25 protein-coding genes and 1 tRNA gene are annotated in these 26,610 nt (G+C 70.9%); 19 read left to right on the top strand and 7 right to left on the bottom strand.

The features are described 5' to 3' along the window. Window positions 1-35: 35 nt before the first annotated feature. Window positions 36-1,028: a diiron oxygenase gene (locus J7E86_RS00130; RefSeq protein WP_215078404.1), complete on the bottom strand. Its 993-nt coding sequence runs from the start codon at window positions 1,026-1,028 to the stop codon at window positions 36-38. Window positions 1,029-1,213: 185 nt separating this feature from the next. On the opposite strand from J7E86_RS00130, the gene J7E86_RS00125 reads away from it, so the two are divergent. Further along, window positions 1,214-2,389, top strand: a complete 1,176-nt coding sequence (locus J7E86_RS00125; protein WP_215078403.1) for a ferritin-like domain-containing protein — start codon at window positions 1,214-1,216, stop codon at window positions 2,387-2,389. Window positions 2,390-2,556: 167 nt separating this feature from the next. Next, window positions 2,557-3,387 carry a polysaccharide deacetylase family protein gene (locus J7E86_RS00120; RefSeq protein WP_251018452.1) on the top strand — a complete coding sequence of 277 codons (831 nt, stop codon included), beginning with the start codon at window positions 2,557-2,559 and terminating at the stop codon, window positions 3,385-3,387. Between the two features lie 63 nt (window positions 3,388-3,450). Here J7E86_RS00120 and J7E86_RS00115 read toward each other — a convergent pair whose 3' ends face one another. The 4 genes from J7E86_RS00115 to J7E86_RS00100 form a co-directional block, all read right to left on the bottom strand. After that, window positions 3,451-4,995, bottom strand: a complete 1,545-nt coding sequence (locus J7E86_RS00115; RefSeq protein WP_215078402.1) for an amino acid permease — start codon at window positions 4,993-4,995, stop codon at window positions 3,451-3,453. Window positions 4,996-5,061: 66 nt separating this feature from the next. Continuing rightward, window positions 5,062-6,003: a hypothetical protein gene (locus J7E86_RS00110; protein WP_251018451.1), complete on the bottom strand. Its 942-nt coding sequence runs from the start codon at window positions 6,001-6,003 to the stop codon at window positions 5,062-5,064. A gap of 222 nt (window positions 6,004-6,225) precedes the next feature. Continuing rightward, window positions 6,226-6,639, bottom strand: coding sequence for a type II toxin-antitoxin system VapC family toxin (locus J7E86_RS00105; RefSeq protein ID WP_215078400.1), 414 nt, complete (start codon window positions 6,637-6,639; stop codon window positions 6,226-6,228). Next, complete coding sequence (locus tag J7E86_RS00100) at window positions 6,636-6,899, bottom strand: CopG family transcriptional regulator (protein WP_215078398.1); 264 nt, start codon at window positions 6,897-6,899, stop codon at window positions 6,636-6,638. The genes J7E86_RS00105 and J7E86_RS00100 overlap by 4 nt, the downstream gene beginning before the upstream one ends. A gap of 54 nt (window positions 6,900-6,953) precedes the next feature. Here J7E86_RS00100 and J7E86_RS00095 point away from each other — a divergent pair, with 54 nt between their 5' ends. Together J7E86_RS00095 and J7E86_RS00090 are read left to right on the top strand one after the other, a co-directional pair. Continuing rightward, a complete protein-coding gene (locus tag J7E86_RS00095) occupies window positions 6,954-7,244 on the top strand; it encodes a hypothetical protein (RefSeq protein ID WP_215078396.1) in 291 nt (96 codons plus the stop codon). 61 nt (window positions 7,245-7,305) lie between these two features. Then, window positions 7,306-7,746 carry a hypothetical protein gene (locus tag J7E86_RS00090; protein WP_215078394.1) on the top strand — a complete coding sequence of 147 codons (441 nt, stop codon included), beginning with the start codon at window positions 7,306-7,308 and terminating at the stop codon, window positions 7,744-7,746. A 91-nt stretch (window positions 7,747-7,837) separates the two neighbouring features. On the opposite strand, the gene J7E86_RS00085 is transcribed toward J7E86_RS00090, so the two are convergent. Beyond that, window positions 7,838-8,470: a hypothetical protein gene (locus tag J7E86_RS00085; RefSeq protein ID WP_215078449.1), complete on the bottom strand. Its 633-nt coding sequence runs from the start codon at window positions 8,468-8,470 to the stop codon at window positions 7,838-7,840. 191 nt (window positions 8,471-8,661) lie between these two features. Then, a tRNA-Arg gene (locus tag J7E86_RS00080) sits at window positions 8,662-8,733 on the bottom strand. Between the two features lie 154 nt (window positions 8,734-8,887). Between J7E86_RS00080 and J7E86_RS00075 the strand changes: the two genes are divergently transcribed. From J7E86_RS00075 to J7E86_RS00005, 15 genes are all read left to right on the top strand, one after another. Further along, complete coding sequence (locus tag J7E86_RS00075) at window positions 8,888-9,403, top strand: PleD family two-component system response regulator (protein ID WP_215078392.1); 516 nt, start codon at window positions 8,888-8,890, stop codon at window positions 9,401-9,403. Window positions 9,404-9,477: 74 nt separating this feature from the next. Further along, complete coding sequence (nrtL, locus tag J7E86_RS00070) at window positions 9,478-10,296, top strand: ArgS-related anticodon-binding protein NrtL (RefSeq protein WP_215078390.1); 819 nt, start codon at window positions 9,478-9,480, stop codon at window positions 10,294-10,296. A gap of 15 nt (window positions 10,297-10,311) precedes the next feature. Continuing rightward, window positions 10,312-11,703 (top strand): diaminopimelate decarboxylase, encoded by a 1,392-nt coding sequence (lysA, locus tag J7E86_RS00065; protein ID WP_215078388.1) that lies wholly within the window; start codon window positions 10,312-10,314, stop codon window positions 11,701-11,703. A 112-nt stretch (window positions 11,704-11,815) separates the two neighbouring features. After that, window positions 11,816-13,108 (top strand): homoserine dehydrogenase, encoded by a 1,293-nt coding sequence (locus J7E86_RS00060; RefSeq protein ID WP_215078386.1) that lies wholly within the window; start codon window positions 11,816-11,818, stop codon window positions 13,106-13,108. 17 nt (window positions 13,109-13,125) lie between these two features. Further along, the gene (gene thrC, locus J7E86_RS00055; RefSeq protein ID WP_215078384.1) at window positions 13,126-14,214 is read left to right on the top strand and encodes a threonine synthase; all 1,089 of its coding nucleotides are present in this window, start codon (window positions 13,126-13,128) and stop codon (window positions 14,212-14,214) included. Window positions 14,215-14,520: 306 nt separating this feature from the next. Beyond that, window positions 14,521-15,435: a homoserine kinase gene (thrB, locus tag J7E86_RS00050; RefSeq protein WP_215078382.1), complete on the top strand. Its 915-nt coding sequence runs from the start codon at window positions 14,521-14,523 to the stop codon at window positions 15,433-15,435. A gap of 416 nt (window positions 15,436-15,851) precedes the next feature. Beyond that, a complete protein-coding gene (rho, locus tag J7E86_RS00045; protein WP_374223742.1) occupies window positions 15,852-17,966 on the top strand; it encodes a transcription termination factor Rho in 2,115 nt (704 codons plus the stop codon). Between the two features lie 350 nt (window positions 17,967-18,316). After that, window positions 18,317-19,426: an LCP family protein gene (locus J7E86_RS00040; protein WP_215078380.1), complete on the top strand. Its 1,110-nt coding sequence runs from the start codon at window positions 18,317-18,319 to the stop codon at window positions 19,424-19,426. A gap of 156 nt (window positions 19,427-19,582) precedes the next feature. Beyond that, on the top strand, window positions 19,583-19,807 hold the full coding sequence (gene rpmE, locus J7E86_RS00035; protein ID WP_215078378.1) for a 50S ribosomal protein L31: 225 nt from the start codon (window positions 19,583-19,585) through the stop codon (window positions 19,805-19,807). 103 nt (window positions 19,808-19,910) lie between these two features. After that, entirely contained in the window at window positions 19,911-20,990 is a 1,080-nt protein-coding gene (prfA, locus tag J7E86_RS00030) for a peptide chain release factor 1 (protein ID WP_215078376.1), read from the top strand. Window positions 20,991-21,069: 79 nt separating this feature from the next. Then, on the top strand, window positions 21,070-21,915 hold the full coding sequence (gene prmC, locus J7E86_RS00025; RefSeq protein ID WP_215078374.1) for a peptide chain release factor N(5)-glutamine methyltransferase: 846 nt from the start codon (window positions 21,070-21,072) through the stop codon (window positions 21,913-21,915). A gap of 43 nt (window positions 21,916-21,958) precedes the next feature. After that, on the top strand, window positions 21,959-22,606 hold the full coding sequence (locus tag J7E86_RS00020; protein ID WP_215078373.1) for an L-threonylcarbamoyladenylate synthase: 648 nt from the start codon (window positions 21,959-21,961) through the stop codon (window positions 22,604-22,606). Beyond that, entirely contained in the window at window positions 22,603-23,262 is a 660-nt protein-coding gene (locus J7E86_RS00015; RefSeq protein ID WP_215078371.1) for a protein-tyrosine-phosphatase, read from the top strand. The genes J7E86_RS00020 and J7E86_RS00015 overlap by 4 nt, the downstream gene beginning before the upstream one ends. A gap of 73 nt (window positions 23,263-23,335) precedes the next feature. Beyond that, on the top strand, window positions 23,336-24,670 hold the full coding sequence (glyA, locus tag J7E86_RS00010) for a serine hydroxymethyltransferase (protein ID WP_215078369.1): 1,335 nt from the start codon (window positions 23,336-23,338) through the stop codon (window positions 24,668-24,670). Between the two features lie 357 nt (window positions 24,671-25,027). After that, a partial coding sequence (locus J7E86_RS00005) for a polyketide synthase (protein WP_251018449.1) occupies window positions 25,028-26,610 on the top strand: 1,583 nt, incomplete at its 3' end.

Genomic DNA, 26,610 nt, shown 5'->3' with positions numbered 1-26,610 from the left:
CGTCCCGGCGCCCGCGGCAACGTGCGGCGAACGATTCAGGCGAGCAGCCCCGAGCTGCGCCACAGCCGCCTTCCCGCGCCCCGCATCAGCCCGATGTCGTCCAGGAAGTCCGTGAGCCGCTTGGCACCCGCCTGCATCACCTCGCGCCGGTGGCCGCTCGCCTTCACCTGGGCCACGGCCTCCCGGCGGTCGAGGCCGACGTTCGTGTAGACGGCGGGATTGACGAAGGCGACGGAGAAGACGCGCGCGGCCTCGCCGGCGCTCAGCCGGGTCAGTCCCCGTTCCCAGCGCGGGCAGTCGGCCATCTGGCGGCGCAGTTCCTCGCGCGCGTACCGGACGTGCCGCGCCTCCTCCACCACGTGGATGCGGGTCACGCCGCGCACGAGCGGCTGCACGCGCTCGTCCGGGAAGGTCAGCCGCTGCATGTGGTCCAGGATCTCCTCGCCGAGGAGCGTGCAGGCGAAGGAACCGGGTGTGGTGGAGACGGTCTTGAGGATCCGGGCGAGGTTGTGGTGGAGGCCGGAGACCGGATACGTGGGGGCGCCGGACGTGTGGATCATGCGGGCGAACATCTTCGAGTGCCGGCACTCGTCCGCTATCTCGGTGAGGGCGTAGCGGACGTGCGCGCTGGTCATGGGCTTGTCGTAGATGTGCCGGACCAGCAGCTGCATCAGGATGACCTCGAACCATATGCCGAGCGAGGCGAGCGACGCGGCCTCGTGCCGGGACAGTTCGATGCGCTGCTCCTCCGGCATCTTCCGCCACAGCGGGGTGCCGTAGAGGGAGAGCAGCTCCGGCGGCCAGAACCACTTGCCCTCTTCGAGCGGCGCGTCCCAGTCCAGTTCGGTGTCGGGGTCGAAGGAGTGCCTCGCGGAGGACTCCAGCAGCCGCTCGGCGGTCTTCTCGCGGTCCTTGAGCAGGCCGAGCGCGTCCCGTACGGGCGGTCGCGGCGCCGGGGGAGTCCCGGTGGCATCGGCGGTCGCGGCCGGCTCGGCGGCATCGGTGGTCCCGGTGGGCGCAGGGGTCATGGCTGAGGACACCTCATCTGTGAGTTACCCGCGGTACGTCTTTATGAGACTGCTTGTCAGCAAGCCCGTCAATCCCCTGGAGCAACACCCGTACAACACCATTGACCCGGCGGTAACCAGCGTGTGAGCCTGCCGATAGTCAGGCGCGAACGGAACAACCAGGACAGTGAGGGACAGGAGGCGTCATGACGACGCGAAAGCGCCCCGCGTACGACCTCGGTGAGACCTCCTGGGAGGTGCCGGCGTCCGGCGCCGCCCGGTTCAGCTGGCAGTACGACCAGGGCCGCGACCGGCTGCTGGCCCTCTATCAGAAGGGCAAGGACAAGCAGTGGGACGCCGTCACCCGCATCGACTGGGACCTGCCCGTCGACCCGTACGACGCCCTCGGCGTCCCCGACGAGAACCTCGTCCTCCACGGCACGCCGTACTGGGACCGGATGTCCGAGCGCGACAAGGGCGAACTGCGCCGCCTCTTCTCCTCCTGGCAGTTCAGCCAGTTCCTCCACGGCGAGCAGGGCGCGATGGTCTGCGCGGCCCGCATCGTGGAGTCCGTACCGGACCTGGACGCGAAGTTCTACGCCGCCACCCAGACCATGGACGAGGCCCGGCACACCGAGATCTTCGACCGGTTCCTCCGCGAGAAGATCCAGCTGACCTACCCGATCGACGACAATCTCCAGTCGCTGCTCGGTGACACCCTGCGCGACTCCCGGTGGGACATGCCCTACCTCGGCATGCAGGTTCTCATCGAAGGTCTCGCCCTGGCCGCCTTCGGCATGCTGCGCGACACCACCGAGAAGCCGCTGCCGAAGCAGATCCTCGCGTACGTCATGCAGGACGAGGCCCGCCACGTCGCCTTCGGCCGCATGGCCCTGCGCGACCACTACCGCGAGCTGACCGACGCGGAGCTGCGCGAGCGCGAGGAATTCGTCATCGAAGGCTGCTACCTGATGCGCGACCGGCTGCGCGGCGAGGTGGTGCTGACCGACTTCGGGATCCCGGCCGCCGAGGCCGCCGAGCTCAGCGAGGGGTCCGAGTACCTCAAGCTCTTCCGGAAGCTGCTCTTCACCCGCATCGTGCCCTGTGTGAAGGACATCGGCCTGTGGGGCGAGCGCCTCCAGCGCGCCTACGTCGACATGGGCGTCCTCGACATGGGCGACGCCAGCCTCGACCTCCTCATGGCACAGGACGAGGAGGCTGCCGAACAGCTGGACGCGCAGCGCTTCGCCGCGGAGGAGGACGCGCGCAGGGCGGAGGTCGCGGCCGTGATCGCCGAGGGCGCGGGGGCGGAAGGGGCCGCCGGAACGGACGGGCCGAAAGGGCGCACGGGGGCGGACGAGGGCGGTCCGGAGCGTCGATAACGGCACCAGCGGCCGCAGCTGTAGCACATCGCGGTACGTCTTGGGCCGCGTTGGAACCTTCTCCTCGTCATGGACGTCTTCGGGTGCACCCAGAAGCACATGCGCATGAGTGCGGGCGCATAGCTGAGCGGGGGTCCGGACAACTCTCAGCGAGGGAGGGAATGTTCATGGCACGACCGACCACCCGGAATCTACGCATCACGATCGCGGCGGCTTCGCTTCTGGCACTCGCGGCGACCATACCGGGTTGCGTGGCCATGGCCACGGAGGACTCGGGGACGCCCGGCCACACCCAAGGGGCGGGCGACAACGGCGGGGAGAGCAAGGACAAGAAGGGGACACCGGGAACCGCGTCGCCGCAGCCCGGCCGGAGCAGCGCGTCGCCGCCCCGCGTCTCCGCCGAGATCTCGCACGACAGCGAGGGCACGGGCAAGACCGTCAACCTCACCATCGACGACGGGCCCGAGCCCGGCTGGACGGTGAAGGTGCTGGACGTGCTGAAGAAATACGACGCCAAGGCCACCTTCTGCGTCATCGGCTCGCGGGCGAAGGAGTACCCCGCACTCGTCAAGAAGGTCGTCGCGGCCGGGCACCGCCTCTGCGACCACTCCGTCGACCACAACACCGCCATGGACCGGCGCTCCGAGTCCTATCAGGAGCATCAGGTGCTCGACGCGCTGAAGATGATCCAGGACGCCGCGGGCCCGGGCGTCGAGGTCCGCTACTACCGCGCTCCCGGGGGCGCCTTCACCCCGTACAGCCGCGAGGTCGCCGCCTCGCACGGCATGCGGCCGCTCGGCTGGAGCGTCGACACCCGCGACTGGCAGAACCCCGGCACCGAGCGCATCGTGCAGTCGGTCAAGAGCGGCCTGAGCGAGGGCCCCACGGTCCTCTTCCACGACGGCGGCGGCAACCGCGGCCAGACGGTGGCGGCCCTGGAGGAACTCCTGCCCTGGCTGAAGGAGCAGGGCTACGTGTTCAGCTTCCCGAAGATCTGAGGAGGCCGGGGTGCCGGGGGGCGCGGATGCCCGCCCCCCCCGGCGAACCCGTCCCGCCCGGCCCTACCAGCGGAAGACGTCGTCCACCGCTTCCGCCGCCGGGACCACGGGCTCCCGGGGAGCGGCGGCGTTACGGGGGTGATGGGGGTTGAGGAACCAGCGGCGGGCCGAGGCCAGCCACCAGATCCCGGCGAAGCCGAGCACGGCCACGACGGCGATCGGCGCGTAGTTGAACGTGTCCGCGGTCACCGGGCTGACCTGCGGCAGCATGAACAGCACGGTGATCAGCGCCACCCAGCCGATCGCCACGACCCCGACCGGCCTCGACCAGCGACCCAGGTGCCAGGGCCCGCGCTCGAACGCGTCTCCCTTGCGGAGCCGCAGCAGCGTCGGCGCGGCGTAGGAGATGTACAGACCGATCGTGGCGATGGAGGTGACGGCGGCGTACGCCGTGGAGTTCACCAGATAGGGCAGCCCCAGCAGGAACGCGCCGCCGACGGCCAGCCAGACGGCGTTGGTGGGGGTGCGGGTCTGCGGGTTGATCCGGTGCCAGACGCGGGAGAACGGCAGCGCGCCGTCGCGCGAGAAGGCGTAGATCATCCGGGAGTTCGCCGTCACCGCCGCCATGCCGCAGAACAACTGCGCGACGATCACGACCAGCAGCAGCAGTTTCCCGGCCGAGGCGCCGAGGGCGTCCATGAAGATCTGCGCCGGGGGCACACCGGTGGCGGTGCCGGCCGTCCCGCTCCAGTCCTGGATCGCGTACGTCAGCCCCGCCAGCAGCACGAACCCCGCGATCCACGACACCCAGATCGACCGCACGATCCCGCGCGGCCCGGCCACGGCGGCGTCATTGGTCTCCTCGGTCATGTGCGCGGAGGCGTCGTAGCCGGTGAAGGTGTACTGCGCGACCAGCAGCGACAGCAGCCCCACGTACAGCCCCGAACTCCAGCCGGTGTCGTTGGTGAAGTGGGTGAAGACGAAGGACGTCGATTGGTGGTGATCCGGTACGAGCGCCAGCGCGCCGACGATCAGCACCACGCCGAGCAGGTGCCACCACACGCTCACGGAGTTCAGGAAGGCCACCAGCCGGACGCCGAAGGTGTTCAGCACGGCGTGCAGCAGGAGGACCGCCCCGAAGAGCGCGATCGTGTGCCCCGGCGTGGCCGCGAAGCCGAACTGGAGATCCAGATAGGCGTTGAGGAAGGACGCCGCACCGAAGTCGACACCGGCCGTCACCGCGATCTGCCCCAGGACGTTGAACCACCCCGTGAACCAGGCCCACGCCGCCCGCGACCGCTCGGGGGCCATCCGGTGCGCCCAGAAGTAGAGCCCGGCGGAGGTCGGGTACGAGGAGCACACCTCGGCCATCGCCAGCCCCACGACCAGGGTCATCGCGCCGACGGCGATCCACCCCAGGGTGAGCATCGCGGGCCCGCCGGTCCGCATGCCGAAGCCGTACATCGTCATGCACCCGGAGAGGACGGAGATGATCGTGAACGACACCGCGAAGTTGGCGAAGCCGGACATGCGCCGGGCCAGGACCTGGGTGTAACCGAGCTGCTGGAGGCGCTCCTCGTCGGAGACGCCGGGGACATCGAGTGGCACGCGATTCTCTTTCTCGTGGTGAACGGTCAAGGAATGTGCGGTACTCGTACGGGTGCGCCCGTGCGCTTACGTGGTGCGGGGACGGACCGCCTTCCGGGCCCACTCGCGGTGCCGGAGGAACAGCTCCCGCGCGTCGCCGCAGTAGGACCAGGGCACGTCCGAGGCGTACGGGCCGATGGCCTGGAACACCTCGTACGCCTCCGCGTGCCGGCCGGCGAACGCCAGGGCGTGCGCGAGGTAGTTGGCGTCGTCCATGAACTGGGCGTGCGGCCGCTCCGGCCGGTGCCGCCACCAGAACTCCAGCACCTGGTCGAGGTGCGGGCAGTCGATCCACGGGTGGATGCTGAGCCCGTACGTGCCGGCCTCGGTCCGCATCCGGTGACGGTGGGACTCCGCCAGCGCCACCAGCGGCAGCACGGCGACCGGCTGCCCCTTGGGCGCGGTGTCGGCGCGCTCCTGCGCCCAGTGGAACATCTCGGCGCCGGAGCCGTGGTTGCGCGAGAAGAGGTAGGTCAGGACCTCGTGGTGGGCCTCCCGGTTGTACGGATCACGCGCGACGACCTCCTCCCAGACCTGCCGGAGGGTCTTGCGGCCCGGGGCGTGCACCCTGATCAGGGCGAGCAGCACCACCCACGGCGCGGGGTCGGCCGGCTCGGCGTCGGCGGCGGCCAGGCAGGTGGCCCAGGCCCCCTCCATCTCCGCGCGGCCCTCGTCCACCCCGCTGATCATCGACCGCAGCGCCCGCACGTGCGCGAGCAGCGCCAGCGCGTCCCCCGACCGCGGCTCGGCCCGCACCCACGTATCGGCGAACCGCAGCCGCACCCCTGCCCGCGCCAGCACCTGGAGCCGGAAGATCCGCCGGTCCCAGTCCCGCCCGGTCGCGGCGAGAAGATCCCGGGGCCCGTCCCACCGCCCCATCGCGGCGTCCTCCAGCGCGGCGCGCAGCGGCAGATCGTCCCGGGCCGCATGCCGGTCCAGCCGCTCCTCACCACCGCGCCGAAACCTCATACGACCCGCCTTCCTCACCTAGGCAGCGCCCGTCGTCGGCGGCACGATACCCCGCGGGGGCCGGTGATGGTGGGGGAACGGATGAGGCGACTGAGTCCTACAACGCATCGCAACCCCCGTGAGCCCCAAGGCGGTTGCAGGACCCCAACCCGCCCCGGCGGGACAGCCGCGCCGCCCCTCGGTCACTGACGGGCTTGCGGCTCATCCCGGTATTGCAGTTGGTCAGACCTTGATGGCAGTGACGCGTGTGCCGCAGAGAGTGGTGAGGTCCTCCGGGTCCGAGGTAAGCACGGTGACGGGTCCGGGGGCGGAGAGGGCGGTGGCGCTCAGCATGGCGTCGATGGCGTACTTGTGGCCGTGCAGGCCGGCGTTGGCGAGGAGGGCGGAGGCGCGCCGGGCGATCGGCTCGGTGACCGGCTCGACGACGAGGCGGGAGAGAGTCCACTCCAGGGCAGGGCGGTTGATGCGAGGGTGGGTCACCTCCACCAGGGTGGCTACGGACGTGATCACGCGCAGATCGTCGGCACGGGCGAGGGCGAGCCAGGCGGTGACTGTGCGGTCGCGCAGCACGGCCTTGGCCAGTCCTTCGCTGTCGAGGACGAGCGTGCCGCCCGGCGTGGCGGGGGAGCGTGTCACGCTGCGTTCGTCCCGTCCTGGGCCTGCTGCCGGCGTGCCTGGTGGAGCTGTTCGCGCAGAGCCTGGATCTCGTCCTCGGCGATGGGCCCGTGTTCGGCCTCGGCGACCCGGACGAGTTCGTTGAGGTTGTCGCGTTCGATCTGGCGGGCGACGGCGGCGGCCACGTAGGCAGAGAGACCGGAGGGGCCACTGCGGGCCTTGGCGGCTTCGGCGATGTCGCGCGGCATGGTGATCGAGTACTTGCCGGTAGGCTCGCTCATGCTACCTATCCTACTCTTCATCCTCCCCCGCGGAACTGGGCCGCGCGGGTCATCGTGGCCTGGCTGGACACCTCGGCGGGCGTCAGCTCTGCGGCGGTCTCAGGCCTGGTCGCCCCCACCTGGTTCACCTGCACTGCTGCCATAGCCGTGTTCGCGGCCGAGAACTCCATGCCCGTGGCTGAGGTGAGCCGCATCATCGGCAAGATGGGCGGCTTCACGAAGTTCGCCAAGTGCGCCTGGCGCTACCTGAAGGACGGCTACGCCCCGCCCGAGGCGGGCGCGGAGTTCGCGGAGTTCGTGATGCCGGTGAGCGGTCTCGGTTCCGTAGCCAACGCATGTGGCTGACACGCACGTTGACTGCTAGCTGATCGGCCATACGAGGAGCAAGTCCAGGAGGGAGTCAGGGGTGCTCGACAAGCCCAGCGGTGAGGACGGGCCAGGGACGGTGACCGAGGCGGTCGGGTACGGCACGTTCAACGTGGTGTTCTTCCTGCTGATCTCGTACCCCGGAGCCTCATTCATCCGCGAACTCCTGGGCTGGGGCGGGCTGGCCATCTCACCCCTTCTTGCCGCTGTCGTCGTGTGGCCGATCTCGATAGCCATCGTCTACAGCGAGCCGAGGATGCAGGCGCGGCCGTGGTGGCCCAGGGTCGAGAAGACGTGGAGGCGGACAGGGTCTGCCCTTTACACCTGCCCGGCGCTCATCCTGGCTCTAACCTATGCCATGCCGGTCGGCAGTGATCTGCCGACCGGGGCGCCGACAGCGCTTTCCCTGGCGCCGTTGGTCGCTCTCTTCGGGTTCTTCGTCCTTCGCCGGCGATGGCGGGATCGGAAGGGCTCTCTCTGATGACCCAAAGGGGCCGCCTGGCTCGACAGGCGGCCCCTTGAAACGCCCTGGCGCCCGTTGCCTGTCCCGCTGCGGAGGAGTACCGGCGAACCTACGGCTTGGCCGGTACCGCCGACGCGGGCATGGCGAGGGCCCGCGCGAGGGCGGCAGCAACGGGGGTGAAGTGGTCGGGCAGGTACTGAGACGCCCAGTCAAAGGCCACCGAAAGAAAGCGGGCCAGGTCACGCTCGGCGCCGTCCATCAGGTGGCGGAGCTCCGTGACGGACAGCTCGATCACCGGGCTGTCGCTCTGCTCGGCATCGACGGTCAACCGGACGGTGTCACCGAAACGCTCGGCGAATGGGTCGGGGTCGTGGCCGAAGGAGGCGTGGCCGCTGCCGTCGACGACCTCGCGCCAGTCCCGCCAGTCCTCCAGCCCATTGCAGCATCCGGGTAGGAAGGTGGTGCCTTTGTGGCTGTCCGTGACCCGCATGCCCCCGGCCGCAAAGGGGTTGTCGAATGTCAGCAGTCCATGCAGGAACGACCCGAGCGGGTCGGCGGGCCGTGGCGGGCGGTCATCATGCCCGGGGTCGATGTCGTTGCAACTGGCGATGCGCATCACCGCTGTCCCGACCTCTTCAGGTGCGAGCTCACCGCTGAGTGGCAGATAGCTGAACTGCTCGACCTCGGCGACAGGCCAGAGGACAAAGCCATCAGGTGGGTAGATCTCCAGGACGGGCTGCATCACGATCACCTGAGAAGTGTTTCGTGTCCCCCTGCCCTGTCGCCTCCCGATTTACGTCGGCAAGATCCAGACCACAAATAGGCCGCAGGGTCTGTCACATGGCCGCTCAGCGGCACACGGCTGCACATACGCCAAGACCCCGCCATCAGCGATATCGCTGATGGCGGGGTCTTCGGGCACTTCCTGCGAAGTGCCCCCGGCAGGATTCGAACCTGCGCACACGGCTCCGGAGGCCGTTGCTCTATCCCCTGAGCTACGGGGGCGGGTCGGCCGCTTGTCGCGGTGACGGGTAGAACACTACCAGCTCCCGAAGGGTGTCCCGCAACGTCATTGCGGGAGGTCGCGGGGCCGTGGAAGCGGTGCGCGGGCCGGGGGAACCGGGGGTGCTCGGGGAAAGCTCGCCCGCACGGGGTGGAAGTGGGGAAAACCCGGACGCAGCACGGCGGGCGCGCTTACTCTCGGGTTGTGCCTGGCTTGTCCGGCCGGGTCCTTGTCGTCGACGACAACAAGGTCATCCGGCAGCTGATCAGGGTCAACCTCGAACTTGAAGGCTTCGAGGTCGTGACCGCGGCCGATGGTGCCGAGTGCCTGGAGATCGTGCACCGCGTACGCCCCGATGTGGTGACCCTGGACGTCGTCATGCCCCGGCTCGACGGGCTGCACACGGCCGCGCGACTGCGGGCCGACGCGCGGACCCATGACATACCGATCGCGATCATCAGTGCGTGCACCCAGCTGGAGGTCGACAGCGGACGGTCCGCCGGGGTCGACGCGTTCCTGGCCAAGCCGTTCGAGCCGACCGAGATGGTCCGGGTCGTCCGGAGACTGATGCGGCGCCGCGGGGCAGAGGGTGGCGACCCGTCCCCGGGGGCCACCGCCCCGGGGGACGTGGAAGCCGTGCGCGGGGTCGAGTTCATCTACGGGGGAGAGTAGGACAGGGGCCGTTCCGTCCCAGTACGTGAAACCTGTTCGCCGGGCCGCCCCCCTTCTCCCCTAGGCTTGGCCCTGTGACCCCCGCCGATCTCACCCGCACCGTGTTGCGCACCGTGCGCCGCGCCGTCGAGGCAGACGAGCTGCCCGCGGTCGCGCCGGAGCGGGTCACCGTACGGGTTCCACCGCGGCCGGGATGCGGCGATTACGCCACCAATGTCGCCCTGCGCGTCGCCCAGGAGACCGGCCGGCCCGCCCGCGAGGCCGCCGAGGTGCTGCGCCGCCGGCTCGCCGCCGAACCCGGCATCGCCCGCGTGGAGATCGCCGGACCGGGATTCCTCAACATCACCCTCGCCGGGGACTCCGCCGGGCAGATCGTCCGGAGTCTGCTGACGGAGCGGAGATCCGCCGAGGCGCTGCCGCTGCCCCAGCCGTCCCCCGGCCTCCTCCACCGGCTCGGTGCCGACGCCGCCCGCTGGAGTCTGGTCTCCCCGCCCGGTCTCGACCGCGCCGAGCTGCTCGTCCAGCGCGAGAGCAACCCCCTCTTCCGCGTCCGGTACGCCCACGCCCGTAGCCAGGCACTCCTGCGCAACGCCCGTGACCTGGGATTCGCGTCCGAGCCCGGCGAGCTCCACGGCGACGCCACCGCCCTGCTCGCCGCCCTCGCCGATCACGCCCGCGTCACCGTCGCCCGCACCCCCGAGCGGCTCGCCCGGCACCTCGAACGTCTCGCCGACGCCTTCCTCCGCTGGACGGCCACGTGCCCCACGCTGCCCCGCGGTGACGAGAAACCCTTGGCCGTTCACCGCGCCCGCCTGGCCCTCGCCGAGGCCACGGGCAAGGTGCTGGCTGACGGCCTCCACCAGCTCGGCATCACCGCACCCGCACACCTCTGAGGGGATTCAGAGACCATGAGCCGTTCCGCCCACCCCGCCGGGCCCCGCTACGCCGACGTGCTTCCCGAGGGGCATTACGCCGCCCCGCCCGCCGACCTCAACGCCCTCGACCCACGCGTCTGGGCCCGTACCGTCGGCCGTGACGCGGACGGCGTCATCACGGTCGGCGGCCGCAGCGTCACCGGGCTCGCCGAGGAGTTCGGCACGCCCGCCTACTTCCTCGACGAGGACGACTTCCGCTCCCGCTGCCGGGCCTGGCGCGAGGCGTTCGGCACGGACGCCGACGTCTTCTACGCCGGCAAGGCGTTCCTCTCCCGCGCCGTCGTGCGCTGGCTGCACGAGGAGGGGCTCAACCTCGACGTCTGCTCCGAGGGCGAGCTGGCCACCGCGCTCGCCGCCGGGATGCCCGCCGAGCGCATCGCTCTGCACGGCAACAACAAGTCCGTCCAGGAGATCACCCGTGCCGTCGAGGCCGGCGTCGGGCGGATCGTCCTCGACTCCTTCCAGGAGATCGTCCGCGTCGCGCACATCGCCGAGCGGCTCGGCAAGCGGCAGCGCGTCCAGATCCGGGTGACCGTCGGCGTCGAGGCGCACACCCACGAGTTCATCGCCACCGCCCACGAGGACCAGAAGTTCGGCCTCGCGCTCGCCGGCGGGCAGGCCGCCGAGGCCGTCCGCCGCGCGCTCAAGCTCGACGGGCTGGAGCTCATCGGCATCCACTCCCACATCGGTTCGCAGATCTTCGACACCTCCGGCTTCGAGGTGGCCGCCCACCGCGTCATCGGTCTGCTGCGCGACATCCGCGACGAGCACGGCGTCGAGCTGCCCGAGATCGACCTCGGCGGCGGCCTCGGCATCGCCTACACCTCCGACGACGACCCGCGCGAGCCGCGCGAGATCGCCACGGCGCTGCGGGAGATCGTCACCCGCGAGTGCGCCGCCGCCGGGCTCGCCGTCCCGCGGATCTCCGTCGAGCCGGGCCGCGCGATCGTCGGCCCGACGGCCTTCACGCTGTACGAGGTGGGCACCGTCAAGGAGCTGCCGGGCCTGCGGACGTACGTGAGCGTGGACGGCGGCATGTCCGACAACATCCGCACCGCGCTGTACGACGCCGAGTACAGCGTCGCGCTGGCCTCCCGGACCTCCACCGCCCAGCCGATGCTCTCGCGCGTCGTCGGCAAGCACTGTGAATCCGGTGACATCGTCGTACGCGACGCCTTCCTGCCCGCCGACATCGCGCCCGGCGACCTCCTCGCCGTGCCGGCCACCGGCGCGTACTGCCGGTCCATGGCCAGCAACTACAACCACGCGCTGCGCCCGCCGGTGGTGGCGGTGCGGGCCGGCGCGGCGCGAGTGATCGTCCGGCGCGAGACCGAGGAAGACCTTCTTCGTCTCGATGTCGGCTGACCGAAATAAAGATCTCGGATACTGGACGGGGGACGGAAACCCCCGTCCGGTGAGTGAGACTGGTGCACTACCCAAGATGTTCAAGGCTGTATCGATGAGAAGCAGGGGTCGGATGATGCGTACGCGTCCGCTGAAGGTGGCGCTGCTGGGCTGTGGAGTGGTCGGCTCAGAGGTGGCGCGCATCATGACGACGCACGCCGCCGACCTCACGGCCCGCATCGGTGCGCCGGTCGAGCTCGCGGGCATCGCCGTCCGCCGGCCGGGCCGGGTCCGCGCGGGCGTGCCCGAGGAGCTGATCACCACCGACGCCACCGCGCTGGTCAAACGCGGTGACATCGACGTGGTCGTCGAGGTCATCGGCGGCATCGAGCCGGCCCGCGCCCTCATCACCACCGCCTTCGAGCACGGCGCGAGCGTCGTCTCCGCCAACAAGGCCCTGCTCGCCGGCGACGGCGCGGCCCTGCACGCCAAGGCCGAGGAGTACGGCGCCGACCTCTACTACGAGGCCGCCGTCGCGGGCGCCATCCCGCTGGTCCGGCCGCTGCGCGAGTCCCTGGCCGGCGACAAGGTCAACCGGGTGCTCGGCATCGTCAACGGCACCACCAACTTCATCCTCGACAAGATGGACTCCAGCGGCGCCGGCTACTCCGAGGCGCTCGACGAGGCCACCGCCCTGGGGTACGCCGAGGCCGACCCGACCGCCGACGTCGAGGGCTTCGACGCCGCCGCCAAGGCCGCGATCCTCGCCGGGATCGCCTTCCACACGCGCGTACGGCTCGACGACGTCTATCGCGAGGGCATGACGGAGGTCACCGCCGCCGACTTCGCTTCCGCGAAGCGGATGGGCTGCACCATCAAGCTGCTGGCGATCTGCGAGCGCGCCGCGGACGGGCGGTCGGTCACCGCGCGGGTACACCCGGCGATGATCCCGCTCAGCCACCCGCTCGCCTCCGTGCGCGAGGCGTACAACGCCGTCTTCGTCGAGGCCGAGGCGGCCGGCCGGCTGATGTTCTACGGGCCCGGCGCGGGCGGCTCGCCGACCGCCTCCGCGGTCCTCGGCGACCTCGTGGCCGTCTGCCGCAACAAGCTCGCCGAGTCCACCGGACCCGGGGAGTCCGCCTACACGCGCCTGCCGGTCAGCCCGATGGGCGACGTGGTCACGCGCTACCACATCAGCCTGGACGTGGCCGACAAGCCCGGTGTCCTGGCCCAGGTCGCCACCGTCTTCGCCGAGCACGACGTCTCCATCGACACGGTCCGCCAGACGGGCAAGGACGGCGAGGCGTCTCTCGTCGTGGTCACCCACCGTGCTCCCGACGCCGCCCTCTCGGCGACCGTCGGGGCGCTGCGGAATCTGGACACGGTCCGCGGGGTCGCGAGCATCATGCGCGTCGAAGGCGAATAAGGGGAGTTACGAGAGCAATGTCTGCCAACAACAGCCGCCAGGCGCCGGGCACCCACCAGTGGCGCGGCATCATCGAGGAGTACCGCGACCGGCTGCCGGTCACGGCCGACACGCCGGTCGTCACGCTGCGCGAGGGCGGCACGCCGCTCGTCCCCGCCCAGGTGCTCTCCGAGCGCACCGGCTGCGAGGTGCACCTGAAGGTCGAGGGCGCCAACCCCACCGGGTCCTTCAAGGACCGCGGCATGACCATGGCCATCACCCGGGCGAAGGAGGAGGGCGCCAAGGCCGTCATCTGCGCCTCCACCGGCAACACCTCCGCCTCGGCCGCCGCCTACGCCGTACGCGCCGGAATGGTCTGCGCCGTCCTGGTGCCGCAGGGCAAGATCGCGCTCGGCAAGATGGGTCAGGCGCTGGTCCACGGCGCCCGCATCCTCCAGGTCGACGGCAACTTCGACGACTGCCTGACGCTCGCCCGCGGCCTGTCCGACCAGTACCCGGTCGCGCTGGTCAACTCGGTCAACCCGGTGCGCATCGAGGGCCAGAAGACCGCGGCCTTCGAGATCGTCGACGCGCTCGGCGACGCGCCCGACATCCACGTCCTGCCGGTCGGCAACGCGGGCAACATCACCGCCTACTGGCGGGGCTACCGCGAGTACGCCACCGACGGGATCTCCTCCCGCAAGCCGCGCATGTGGGGCTTCCAGGCCTCCGGTTCGGCGCCGATCGTGCGCGGCGAGCCGGTGAAGGACCCGCACACCATCGCCACCGCGATCCGCATCGGCAACCCCGCCTCCTGGCGGTTCGCCGAGGAGGCGCGGGACGATTCCGGCGGCCTCATCGACGAGGTGACCGACCGACAGATCCTGGCCGCCTACCGCCTGTTGGCCTCCCAGGAGGGCGTCTTCGTCGAGCCCGCCTCGGCGGCGAGCGTCGCGGGTCTGCTCAAGGCCGCGGAGCTGGGCCTGGTCGACCCGGGTCAGCGGATCGTCTGTACGGTCACGGGCAACGGCCTGAAGGACCCCGACTGGGCGGTGGCGGGCGCGCCGCAGCCGGTCACCGTTCCGGTGGACGCCGCGGTTGCCGCGCAGCGGCTGGGGCTCGTCTGACGGTTCGTACGCGGGGCTCCGCCCGGGACCCCGGTCCTCAATCGCCGGACACAGGCTGAATCCGGCGATTGAGGACACGCCGTAACCGGCACATCCACCCCACGCCGCCACATACCCGGCGCGCCGCAGGCGACACGCATCGTGCGCCTCCCGTGCGCCCTATGTCGCCGCAGAACCTTCCTTCGATAGGCTGTACTCACTCCGCCCCGTCGCAGACCGCTGCCGCCCCCCACGCGGCATCGCCGTCACGGCCCTTGCGGACGTTGCACGCCCCACCGAGGCCACACCAAGGAGAGTCATCGAGCGATGGCCGGTCCCGCCTTCCGCGCCGCCGCTGTCCGCGTGCGCACCCCCGCCACCAGCGCAAATCTCGGACCCGGCTTCGACGCCCTCGGCCTGTCCCTGGGCCTCTACGACGACGTCGTGGTCCGGGTGGCCGAGTCCGGTCTGCACATCGACATCGCGGGCGAGGGCGCCGAGACCCTGCCGCGCGACGAGAACCACCTGCTCGTACGGAGCCTGCGCACCGCTTTCGACCTGCTCGGCGGCCAGCCGCGCGGCCTGGAGGTCGTCTGCGCCAACCGCATCCCGCACGGCCGGGGCCTCGGCTCCTCCTCCGCCGCCATCTGCGCGGGCATAGTCGCCGCCCGCGCCGTGACCATAGGCGGGGCCGAGAAGCTCGACGACGCGGCGCTGCTGGAGCTCGCCACGGAGATCGAGGGCCACCCCGACAACGTCGCGGCCTGTCTGCTCGGCGGCTTCACCCTGGCGTGGATGGAGTCCGGAGTGGCGCGGGCCATTCGGATGAACCCTGCGGATTCCATCGTTCCGGTGGTCTTCGTACCCGCGAAACCGGTCCTGACCGAGACCGCCCGGGGGCTGCTGCCGCGCAGCGTCCCCCATGTGGACGCGGCGGCCAACGCCGGGCGCGCGGCCCTGCTCGTGGAGGCCCTGACCAGGCGCCCCGAGCTGCTGCTGCCGGCCACCGAGGACCGGCTCCACCAGGACTATCGCGCCCCGGCGATGCCGGAGAGCGTGGCCCTGGTCAACCGACTGCGCGCGGACGGCGTCCCCGCGGTCATCTCCGGTGCGGGCCCCACGGTCCTGGCACTGGTCGAGAACGGTGCGGCCGACAAGGTCGCACGGCTGGCGGGCGAGGGGTGGGCGGCCAACCGGCTGGCCCTCGACGCCGGGGGGACGAGCGTGCTGCCGCTCGCCTGACAGCGCGCGGCCGGGGGGACCACCCGGCCGCGCGAAAATAGCGGTTGCCGGTCTTTGAGAGGGGGAATGTTTGTGGGATCCGGTAGTGTTAACCTCAAGTCTGCACTCGAAGCCACATCGGCTCGGTGCTCTGTGTCCCGATCAGGGACCGCTTTTCTTCCGGGAGCCTCCCAAACTGCCTGAGCAGCCTGCCTGAGCAGATTCGAGCACGCTCCGGAATCGGCGTGGGCGACATGAGTGAAGCCGATACTCCATGTCTTCACCTCATTCTTCACGCCGGAACCAATGAACTGATTCTTCCGCCGTACCGGCGGACCACCGCCCCGGCCCGGTCCGCAAAGCCAGACCGCAGCCGGACAGCACAACCGGTCGCCGAGCCAGACAGGCCGACGCCCGCTCCAGGGAAGGACCCCTTCGTGAGCGACACCACCGATCTGATGGGCGTGACCGCCTCCGGCACTGCCAGCAGTGCCGCCGGCAATGCCTCCGCGCCCGCCACGGACGCTCCCGCCGCGCCTGCCACCGGTGCTGCCACCGCCCCCAAGCGGCGACGCTCGGGCACGGGCCTCGACGCCATGGTCCTGGCCGAGCTCCAGCAGCTCGCCTCCAGCCTCGGCATCAAGGGCACCGCGCGGATGCGCAAAGGCCAGCTGATCGAGGTCATCAAGGAACGGCAGGCCGGCTCCGCCGCGCCCGCCAAGAGCGCCGAGACGGCCGAGGCCGCCGAGACCAAGCCGAAGCGCCGCGCCACCTCCAAGGCCCGTACGGGTGAGGCGGCCACCGCGGACAAGGCCGAGAAGGCCGAGAAGCCGGCCGAGAAGGCCACTGCCCAGCAGCAGATCGAGATCCCGGGCCAGCCGAGCAGCGACGAGCAGCCGGCCGGCGAGCGCCGCCGCCGTCGGGCCACCGCGCCCTCCGGCAGCCCCGAGCCGGCCGCCGAGGCCAAGGCCGAGGTAAGGACCGAGGAGCGGTCCGAGGCCAGGGCCGAGACGGCGCTGGACACCGCCGAGGGCAAGGCCGCCAAGGGCACCGACCGCCAGGACCGCGGCGAGCGTGGCCAGAAGGGCGACCGCCGCGACCGTCAGGACCGTGGCGAGCGCGGTGAGCGCGGCGACCGCGGTGAGCGTGGCCAGCGCGGCGAGCGCGGCGAGCGTGACCGTGACCGTGACCGCCGTGGCAGCCGCGGTGACGACGCCGGCCAGCAGGGCGGCAACCGTCAGCAGCGCGACGGCCGTGGCGCGCCGCAGGGCGGCCCCCAGGGCGGCCCGCAGGACGAGGACGACTTCGAGGGCGGCCGCCGTGGCCGTCGTGGCCGCTACCGCGACCGCCGTGGCCGTCGTGGCCGCGAGGAGGCCGGCTTCGGCAACGAGCCGCAGGTCTCCGACGACGACGTCCTGATCCCCGTCGCGGGCATCCTCGACATCCTCGACAACTACGCGTTCATCCGGACCTCCGGCTACCTGCCGGGCCCGAACGACGTCTACGTCTCCCTCGCCCAGGTCCGTAAGAACGGCCTGCGCAAGGGTGACCACGTCACCGGTGCGGTCCGGCAGCCGAAGGACGGCGAGCGGCGCGAGAAGTTCAACGCCCTCGTACGCCTCGACTCGGTGAACGGCATGGCCCCCGAAACGGGCCGCGGCCGCCCGGAGTTCGGCAAGCTCACCCCGCTCTACCCGCAGGACCGCCTGCGGTTGGAGACGGACCCCGGTGTGCTGACGACCCGCATCATCGACCTGGTCGCCCCCATCGGCAAGGGCCAGCGCGGTCTGATCGTGGCCCCGCCGAAGACCGGCAAGACCATGATCATGCAGGCGATCGCCAACGCGATCACCACCAACAACCCCGAGTGCCACCTGATGGTCGTCCTGGTCGACGAGCGTCCGGAAGAGGTCACCGACATGCAGCGGTCGGTCAAGGGCGAGGTCATCTCCTCGACCTTCGACCGCCCGGCCGAGGACCACACCACCGTCGCGGAGCTGGCCATCGAGCGCGCCAAGCGCCTCGTGGAGCTGGGTCACGACGTGGTGGTCCTGCTGGACTCGATCACCCGTCTGGGCCGCGCCTACAACCTGGCCGCCCCGGCCTCGGGCCGCATCCTGTCCGGTGGTGTCGACTCGACCGCGCTCTACCCGCCGAAGAAGTTCTTCGGTGCCGCGCGCAACATCGAGGACGGCGGCTCGCTGACCATCCTGGCCACCGCGCTCGTCGAGACCGGCTCGCGCATGGACGAGGTGATCTTCGAGGAGTTCAAGGGCACCGGCAACATGGAGCTCAAGCTCGACCGGAAGCTCGCCGACAAGCGCATCTTCCCGGCCGTCGACGTCGACCCGTCCGGTACCCGCAAGGAGGAGATCCTCCTGGGCGCCGACGAGTTGGCGATCGTCTGGAAGCTCCGCCGGGTGCTGCACGCGCTCGACTCGCAGCAGGCCATCGAGCTGCTTCTCGACAAGATGAAGCAGACGAAGTCCAACGCCGAGTTCCTGATGCAGATCGCCAAGACCACGCCCTCCTCGGGCAACGGCAACGACTGATCCGCAGAGCTCATCGCGCACCACCGGGGCCTCCCCGCCACAGCAGTGGCGGGGAGGCCCCGCGCCGTGCGTTACCGGCCCGTGACCTCTTGAGATGTGCGCCACAGCGGCGGTGCCGCGAAATGGCCGGAACCGACCGCCCGCGATTGGCCGAAATCGCAGGTCACGGCAGGCAGTGGAGATCCACCTCCAGGGTCCCGCCCGGAGGATTTCTAAGAATGTCCTCATCACGCGCTGTGCAACCCTGACGCAAGCTTTCCCGTCATGACAGGTGACGGACGACCGGCCTGGCACCGCACCGCGGGGCGGCAGGGGGGAAGCCGAGAATCCAGCGGAGGACAGAGGAGCGCATGGCTGACGACACCAATGGCACGCGGCCGGGATCGCACCGTCGCCGCGCCCGCGGCTCCGGTGGCCGGCGCCGCAAGGTCGGCCCGCGTCGCAAGGGCTGGCGAATAGCCGCCTGGACGGCCACCGGCGTGGTGCTCGTCGGCGGTGCCGGAGCCGGCTTCCTCTACTTCAAGTTCAACGGCAACCTGCACAGCGTCGACATCAACGCGGCCCTGGGCAAGAACCGCCCCGACAACGTCGACAACGGCTCCCAGGACATCCTCGTCCTCGGCTCCGACTCCCGCGCCGGCGCCAACAGCGCGTACGGCAGGGACGAGGGCAGCTCACGCTCCGACACCGCGATGATCGTCCACGTGTACGCGGGCCACAAGCAGGCCAGCGTCGTGAGCATCCCGCGCGACACCATCGTCCCCCGCCCCGAGTGCCGGACGCCGAACGGCAGGACCAGCCCCGCCGTCAGGCACGCCCAGTTCAACGAGGCGTACACCGTCGGCGGCGCGGCCTGCGCGGTCAAGACCGTCGAGGCGATGACCGCCATCCGCATGGATCACTACCTGGAGGTCGACTTCGCCGGCTTCCAGAAGCTGATCGACAAGCTCGGCGGCGTCGAGGTCACCACCACCAAGGCGATCCACGACAAGTCGAGCCACCTCGACCTCGCCGCCGGCACCCACAAGCTCAACGGCGAGCAGTCCCTCGGCCTCGTCCGCACCCGCAAGAGCGTCGGCGACGGCAGCGACCTCGGCCGGATCAAGCTCCAGCAGGCGTTCATCAAGGCCCTGCTCGACCAGGTCAAGCACGTCGGCCTGTTCACCAGCCCCACCAAGCTCTACGGGCTCGCCGACAGCGCCACCAAGTCGCTCACCACCGACCGCGAGCTCGCCTCCGTCGACAAGCTGTACTCCTTCACCAACGGCCTCAAGGGCATCGGCTCCGAGGACATGCGCATGGTGACGCTGCCGGTCGGCGAGGACCCCGCGGACCCCAACCGGGTGATCCCCGTGCCCGAGGCCGGCGCGCAGCTCTGGGCGGCGCTGCGCGACGACAAGCCCGTCCCCGAGTCCGCGATCAAGGACAGCAGGACAGGGGCCGACGACGTCGTGAAGTAGCGGGCCGTCCGGCCCCGCCACGTCCTGGGAATAACCGGCTGCCACCTCTCGTTTTGGGGGATACGGCCAGTCCTGGCAAACTGGTACGTCGGCCCCGGTTCACGTAAGGCAATCCCGCCTCTACGACCCGGTGCCCTCCCGAACCTAGGAGATCCCTTGAAGCGCGACATCCACCCGGATTACGTCGAGACCCAGGTCAGCTGCACCTGTGGCGCCTCGTTCACCACGCGTAGCACCGTCGCGGACGGCACCATCCGTGCCGACGTGTGCTCCGAGTGCCACCCGTTCTACACGGGCAAGCAGAAGATCCTCGACACCGGTGGCCGCGTGGCGCGGTTCGAGGCCCGCTTCGGCAAGGCCGCCGGGTCCGCCAAGAAGTAGCGACCCGCAGGCGCCGGTCCTCGGTCGCCCTTCGCGTGCGAGGGGCGACCGGACCGGCGTTTTGTCGTCCAGCAGGTCCGTCACTTCCAGCTAGGGAAACTTGATGTTCGAGGCAGTCGAGGAACTGATCGGTGAGCAAGCCGACCTCGAGAAGCGGCTCGCCGACCCCGCCGTCCACGCGGACCAGGCCAACGCCCGCAAGCTCAACAAGCGCTACGCCGAGCTGACCCCGATCGTCGGCACGTACCGCTCCTGGAAGCAGACCGGCGACGACATCGAGACCGCTCGCGAGTTCGCGGCCGACGACCCCGACTTCGCCGCCGAGGTCAAGGAGCTGGAGAAGGAGCGCGAGGCACTCACCGAGAAGCTGCGCCTGCTCCTCGTGCCCCGCGACCCCAGCGACGACAAGGACGTCATCCTCGAGGTCAAGGCCGGCGCCGGCGGCGACGAGTCGGCGCTCTTCGCCGGCGACCTGCTGCGGATGTACCTGCGCTACGCCGAGCGCGTCGGCTGGAAGACCGAGATCATCGACGCCACCGAGTCCGAGCTGGGCGGCTACAAGGACGTCCAGGTCGCCGTGAAGACCAAGGGCGGCAACGGTGCCACCGAGCCCGGCCAGGGCGTCTGGGCGCGGCTGAAGTACGAGGGCGGGGTGCACCGCGTCCAGCGCGTGCCCGCCACCGAGTCCCAGGGCCGGATCCACACCTCCGCCGCCGGCGTGCTCGTCACGCCCGAGGCCGAGGAGATCGACGTCGAGATCCTCGCCAACGACCTGCGCATCGACGTCTACCGCTCGTCGGGCCCCGGCGGCCAGTCCGTCAACACCACCGACTCCGCCGTCCGCATCACCCACCTGCCGACCGGCATCGTCGCCTCCTGCCAGAACGAGAAGAGCCAGCTCCAGAACAAGGAGCAGGCCATGCGCATCCTGCGCTCCCGGCTGCTGGCCGCCGCCCAGGAGGAAGCCGAGCGCAACGCCGCGGACGCCCGCCGCAGCCAGGTGCGTACCGTGGACCGCTCCGAGAAGATCCGGACGTACAACTTCCCGGAAAACCGCATCTCGGACCACCGCGTCGGCTTCAAGGCGTACAACTTGGACCAGGTGCTCGACGGGGACCTGGACGCGATGATCCAGGCGTGCGTCGACGCGGACTCGGCGGCCAAGCTGGCTGCCGCCAACTGACCGGGCCTTCCGCAAGCCCAGTCCTCGGCCGAGGACGACCCGTGACGACCCGTGGTGACGAAAGCGCGAGAGGATCAACGTGAACCTGCTGCTCGCAGAGGTGGCGCAAGCCACCCAGCGGCTGGCCGACGCCGGCGTACCTTCTCCGCGCTTCGACGCGGAGGAGCTCGCCGCGTTCGTGCACGGCGTCAAGCGGGGTGAACTGCACAACGTGCCGGACGCCGACTTCGACGCCCGCTACTGGGAGACCGTCGCCCGCCGCGAGGCCCGCGAACCCCTCCAGCACATCACCGGCCGCGCCTTCTTCCGCTACCTGGAGCTCCAGGTCGGCCCCGGCGTCTTCGTGCCCCGCCCCGAGACCGAGTCGGTCGTCGGCTGGGCCATAGACGCCGTACGCGCCATGGACGTCGTCGAACCCCTGATCGTCGACCTGTGCACCGGCTCCGGGGCGATCGCCCTCGCCCTCGCCCAGGAGGTGCCCCGCTCCCGCGTGCACGCCGTGGAGCTCGACGAGGGCGCCCTGGGCTGGGCCCGCAAGAACGTCGAGGGCTCCCGGGTCACCCTGCACCACGGCAACGCCCTCACCGCCCTCCCCGAGCTCGACGGCCAGGTCGACCTGGTCATCAGCAACCCCCCGTACATCCCGCTGACCGAGTGGGAGTACGTGGCGCCCGAGGCCCGCGACCACGACCCCGAGCTGGCGCTCTTCTCCGGCGAGGACGGCCTCGACACCATCCGCGGCATCGAGCGCACCGCCCACCGGCTGCTGCGCCCGGGCGGCGTCGTCGTCATCGAGCACGCCGACACCCAGGGCGGGCAGGTGCCGTGGATCTTCACCGAGGAGCGGGGCTGGGCCGACGCGGCCGACCACCCCGACCTCAACAACCGCCCCCGCTTCGCCACCGCGCGGAAGGCGATGCCGTGAGCACGGCACATCAGACATTCGCCCTGTACGAGGAGGTCCGGTAATGGCACGGCGATACGACTGCAGCGACGCGACCGACCGCAGTACCGGTCTGCGCGAGGCTGTCGCCGCGGTGCGCCGCGGCGAGCTGGTCGTGCTCCCCACCGACACCGTGTACGGCATCGGCGCGGACGCCTTCGGCCGCGACGCCGTGAGCGACCTCCTGGCCGCCAAGGGCCGCGGCCGGGGCATGCCCACGCCCGTCCTGATCGGCTCCCCGAACACCCTGCACGGTCTCGTCACGGACTTCTCCGAGCAGGCGTGGGAGCTCGTCGACGCCTTCTGGCCCGGCGGCCTCACCCTCGTGGCCAACCACCAGCCGTCCCTGACCTGGGACCTGGGCGAGACCCACGGCACCGTCGCCGTCCGGATGCCGCTGCACCCGGTCGCCATCGAGCTGCTCACCGAGTTCGGCCCGATGGCCGTCTCCAGCGCCAACCTCACCGGCCACCCGGCGCCGCAGGACTGCGACGCCGCCCAGGAGATGCTCGGCGACTCCGTCTCCGTCTACCTCGACGGCGGCCCCACCCCCGCCGACATCCCCTCCTCCATCGTGGACGTCACCGGCAAGAGGCCCGTCCTGCTGCGCGCCGGCGCCATCAGCGCCGAGCAGCTCCGCGAGGTAGTGCCCGACCTCGAGGTGGCGAATTGATCGCCCCGCAGGGGCGTGGCATAGCGGGACCGGACACGGACAGCTCTACCGACACCTTCCGCATCCTCCACGTCAGCACCGGCAACGTCTGCCGCTCGCCCATCACCGAGCGGCTGACCCGGCATGCCCTCACCGACCGCCTCGGTGACCCCTCCGCCGGCGGCCTGGTGGTGGAGAGCGCGGGCACCTGGGGCCACGAGGGCGCGCCGATGGAGGCACACGCCGCCACCGTCCTGGCCGACCTCGGCGCCGACCCGCACGGGTTCATCGGCCGGGAGCTCCTCGACGAGCACGTCATCCGCGCCGACCTGGTCCTGACCGCCACCCGCGACCACCGTGCCCAGGTCATCTCCATGGGCCACTCCGCGGGCCTGCGCACCTTCACGCTCAAGGAGTTCACCCGGCTCGTACGGGCCATAGACCCCGCGACCCTCCCGGACCCCGCACAGGCCGGCGGGGTGGTCGACCGCGCCCGCGCCCTGGTGCAGGCGGCCGCCGCGCTGCGCGGCTGGCTACTGGCGCCGAACGCGGAGGCCGACGAGGTCCACGACCCCTACGGCGCCCCCATCACCTTCTTCCGCTCCATCGGCGACGAGATCAACCAGGCGCTCGATCCGGTCCTCACCGCACTCACCGGAGTGGCGTCCCGCTCCTGAGCAGCGTCCGCCCGGCCCGGGGCCTACATTGGGTGGTGAGCCCATCGCACCCGTCCACAGCTCGGAGCCGGCGATGTCCGCGACCCCCGTCACCCCCGCGCCCCGCCGGGACGCCGCCGCACCGCATGCCGTCGCGGGGGAGTGGCACCGCTCCCGGCCCCCGTGGGGTGACGGCTTCGAGGCCCTGCTGCGCCAGGACCCCGAGCTCGGCGGCCTGCTCCTCGGCGAGGCCGAGCGCCAGGCGGACGGCCTGCAGCTCATCGCCGCCGAGAACTTCACCTCGCCCGCCGTTCTCGCCGCCCTCGGCTCGCCCCTGGCCAACAAGTACGCCGAGGGCTACCCCGGCGCCCGCCACCACGGCGGCTGCGAGCTCGTCGACCTCACCGAGCGGATCGCCACGGACCGCGCCAAGGCCCTCTTCGGCGCCGAGCACGCCAACGTCCAGCCGCACTCCGGCTCCGCCGCCGTGCTGGCCGCCTACGTGGCGCTGCTGCGCCCCGGCGACACCGTGCTCGCCATGGGCCTCCCGCACGGCGGCCACCTCACCCACGGCTCCCCGGCGAACTTCTCCGGCCGCTGGTTCGACTTCGTCGGCTACGGCGTGCGCCGCGACACCGGCCTGATCGACTACGACGACGTGCGCGCCCTCGCCCGCGAGCACCGGCCCAAGGCCGTCGTCTGCGGCTCGATCTCCTACTCCCGCCATCCCGACTACGCGGCCTTCCGCGACATCGCCGACGAGCTGGGCGCCTACCTCATCGCGGACGCCGCCCACCCGATCGGGCTGATCGCCGGGGGAGCGGCACCGAGCCCGGTCCCGTACGCCGATGTCGTGTGCGCCACCACCCACAAGGTGCTCCGCGGCCCGCGCGGCGGTCTGATCCTCTGCAACGCCGAGCTGGCCGGCCGCGTCGACCGGGCGGTCTTCCCGTTCACCCAGGGCGGCGCCCAGATGCACACCGTCGCCGCCAAGGCCGTCGCCTTCGGAGAGGCCGCCACGCCCGCGTTCACCGCCTACGCCCACCAGGTCGTGGCCAACGCCCGCGCCCTCGCCGCCGCCCTGGCCGCCGAGGGCCTCACCGTGACGACGGGCGGCACGGACACGCACATGATGACCGTCGACGTCTCCCGGCTCGCCCTGGACGCCGCCACGGCCCGCGGCCGGCTCGCGGCCGCCGGTATCACCCTGGACACCTGCGGCCTGCCGTACGGCGTCGGCCCCACCGCGCACGGCCTGCGCCTGGGCACCGCGGCGGTCACCACCCAGGGCATGGGGGAGGCCGAAATGGTGCGGATCGTCAGGCTGATGGCCACCGCGCTGCGGGAGGGTGTGACGGAACAGGGCCTGCGCGGGGTCCGCTCGGAGGTCAGGGAACTTGTGAGTTCATTCCCGGTATATCCGGCTTAGTCCTTCGGTTGTGAGTGAGATCACTCCAGTCGGCGAGCGGTGGATAACCTTCCGGCCTCGGCGACTCTGGGTAGTGGTGGCCGATTGTGCACCCTTCGGGCGGCGAGGGCGACCCTTGAGGTGGGCCCACCTGCTGACTACTTTGCGTGACGCGCGGGAGAGGGGCCGACATCTTTCGATCGTTCGATTAGCGGTTCGAATCTTCCTTGACAGCGAGTGACGGTGTCGGCCTAGGCTGCCGGTGTCTGCTGATCTTGGTCTGGGTGTCTGGGGCGCATAACGGACGGGGCGGGAAGTCATGCCCGGGGGGCGATCGGCGGGCATGCACATTTGGTGGTAAAAACGGGGGCGGGTGTAATGGCGTCGGATTCTTTCGTGACGCAAGATGCGGCTATCGCAGTTATTGGTCTTTCATGTCGGTTCCCCCATGCGCCGAATCCAGCCGAATTCTGGCGGCTGTTGCGCGAGGGAATCGATGCCGTAACGGAAACTCCCCAGGGGCGCCGTGATGCGGCCGGCCGCCCGGATTCCGACGGCGCCACTGCTGATTCCGGCACTTCCGATTCCACCCCGGGCGGGCAGGGCCCGCGCCGGGGCGGTTATCTCGACCGGGTCGATTCGTTCGACCCGGGCTTCTTCGGTATTTCCCCGCGCGAGGCCGCGGCCATGGACCCGCAGCAGCGGCTGGCCCTGGAGCTGGGCTGGGAGGCGCTGGAGAACAGCGGCATCGCGCCGCCCCGGCTGCGGGACAGCCGCACCGGCGTGTTCGTCGGCGCGATCTGGAGCGACTACGCGGAGCTCGCCAGGGAGCGCGGCCAGGCCGGCCCCGGCCGGCACACGCTGACCGGGCAGGCCCGCGGCATCATCGCCAACCGCCTTTCGTACGCCCTGGGCTTGCGCGGACCCAGCCTGGTGGTGGACACCGGGCAGTCCTCCTCCCTCGTCGCGGTGCACCAGGCGATCCAGTCACTGCGGCTGGGGGAGTGCTCCCTGGCGCTCGCCGGCGGCGTCAATCTGATGCTCGCGGAGCAGAGCTCCCTGGAGACCTTCGCCTTCGGTGGGCTTTCCCCCGACGGCCGGTGCCGCACTTTCGATGCCACGGCCAATGGTTTCGTACGGGGTGAGGGCGGCGGCCTCGTCGTCCTGAAAAGGCTTTCCGACGCGCTCGCCGACGGCGACCCGGTCCTTTCTGTCATCCGGGGCAGCGCGGTCAATAACGACGGCGGTGGCGAGGGTCTGACCGTGCCTCGCGGCGCGGCCCAGGAAGACGTATTGCATTCCGCGTACGAGCAGGCGGGCATCGACCCCGGCTCGGTCCAGTACGTCGAATTGCACGGCACCGGGACCAAGGTGGGCGACCCGGTCGAGGCCAAGGCGCTGGGTGCGGTTCTGGGTGCAGCGCGCCGGGCCCGCGCCGGGTCGAAACTCCGCGTCGGTTCGGTGAAGACGAATATCGGCCACCTGGAAGGCGCCGCCGGAATAGCGGGCCTCATCAAAACGATCCTGGCTATCCGTTCGGAGAAACTCCCGCCGAATCTGCATTTCACTTCTGCCCACCCGGACATTCCCCTGGACGAGCTGAACCTCCGGGTGCAGACGGCTCTGGAGCCCTGGCCCCGGCCGGATGAGCCGCTGCGGGCGGGCGTGTCCTCCTTCGGCATGGGCGGCACCAACTGCCACCTGGTCCTGGAGGGGCCGCCGCCCGCCGCCCCGGCGGTCGGCGCCCCGGTCGTGGAGCCCTCGGCGGTGCCGTGGGTGCTCTCGGGCCGCGGGGCGCGAGAGCACCCACGGCACCGCCGAGGGCTCCACGACCGGGGCGCCGACCGCCGGGGCGGCGGGCGGCGGCCCCTCCAGGACCAGGTGGCAGTTGGTGCCGCCCATGCCGAAGGAGGACACGCCCGCCCGCAGCGGCTCATCCGGCCGGGGCCAGGGCTCCAGAG

Source organism: Streptomyces sp. ISL-11, assembly GCF_018614525.1.
GTDB lineage: Bacteria > Actinomycetota > Actinomycetes > Streptomycetales > Streptomycetaceae > Streptomyces.
This window is presented reverse-complemented; position numbering and strand designations above follow the sequence as displayed.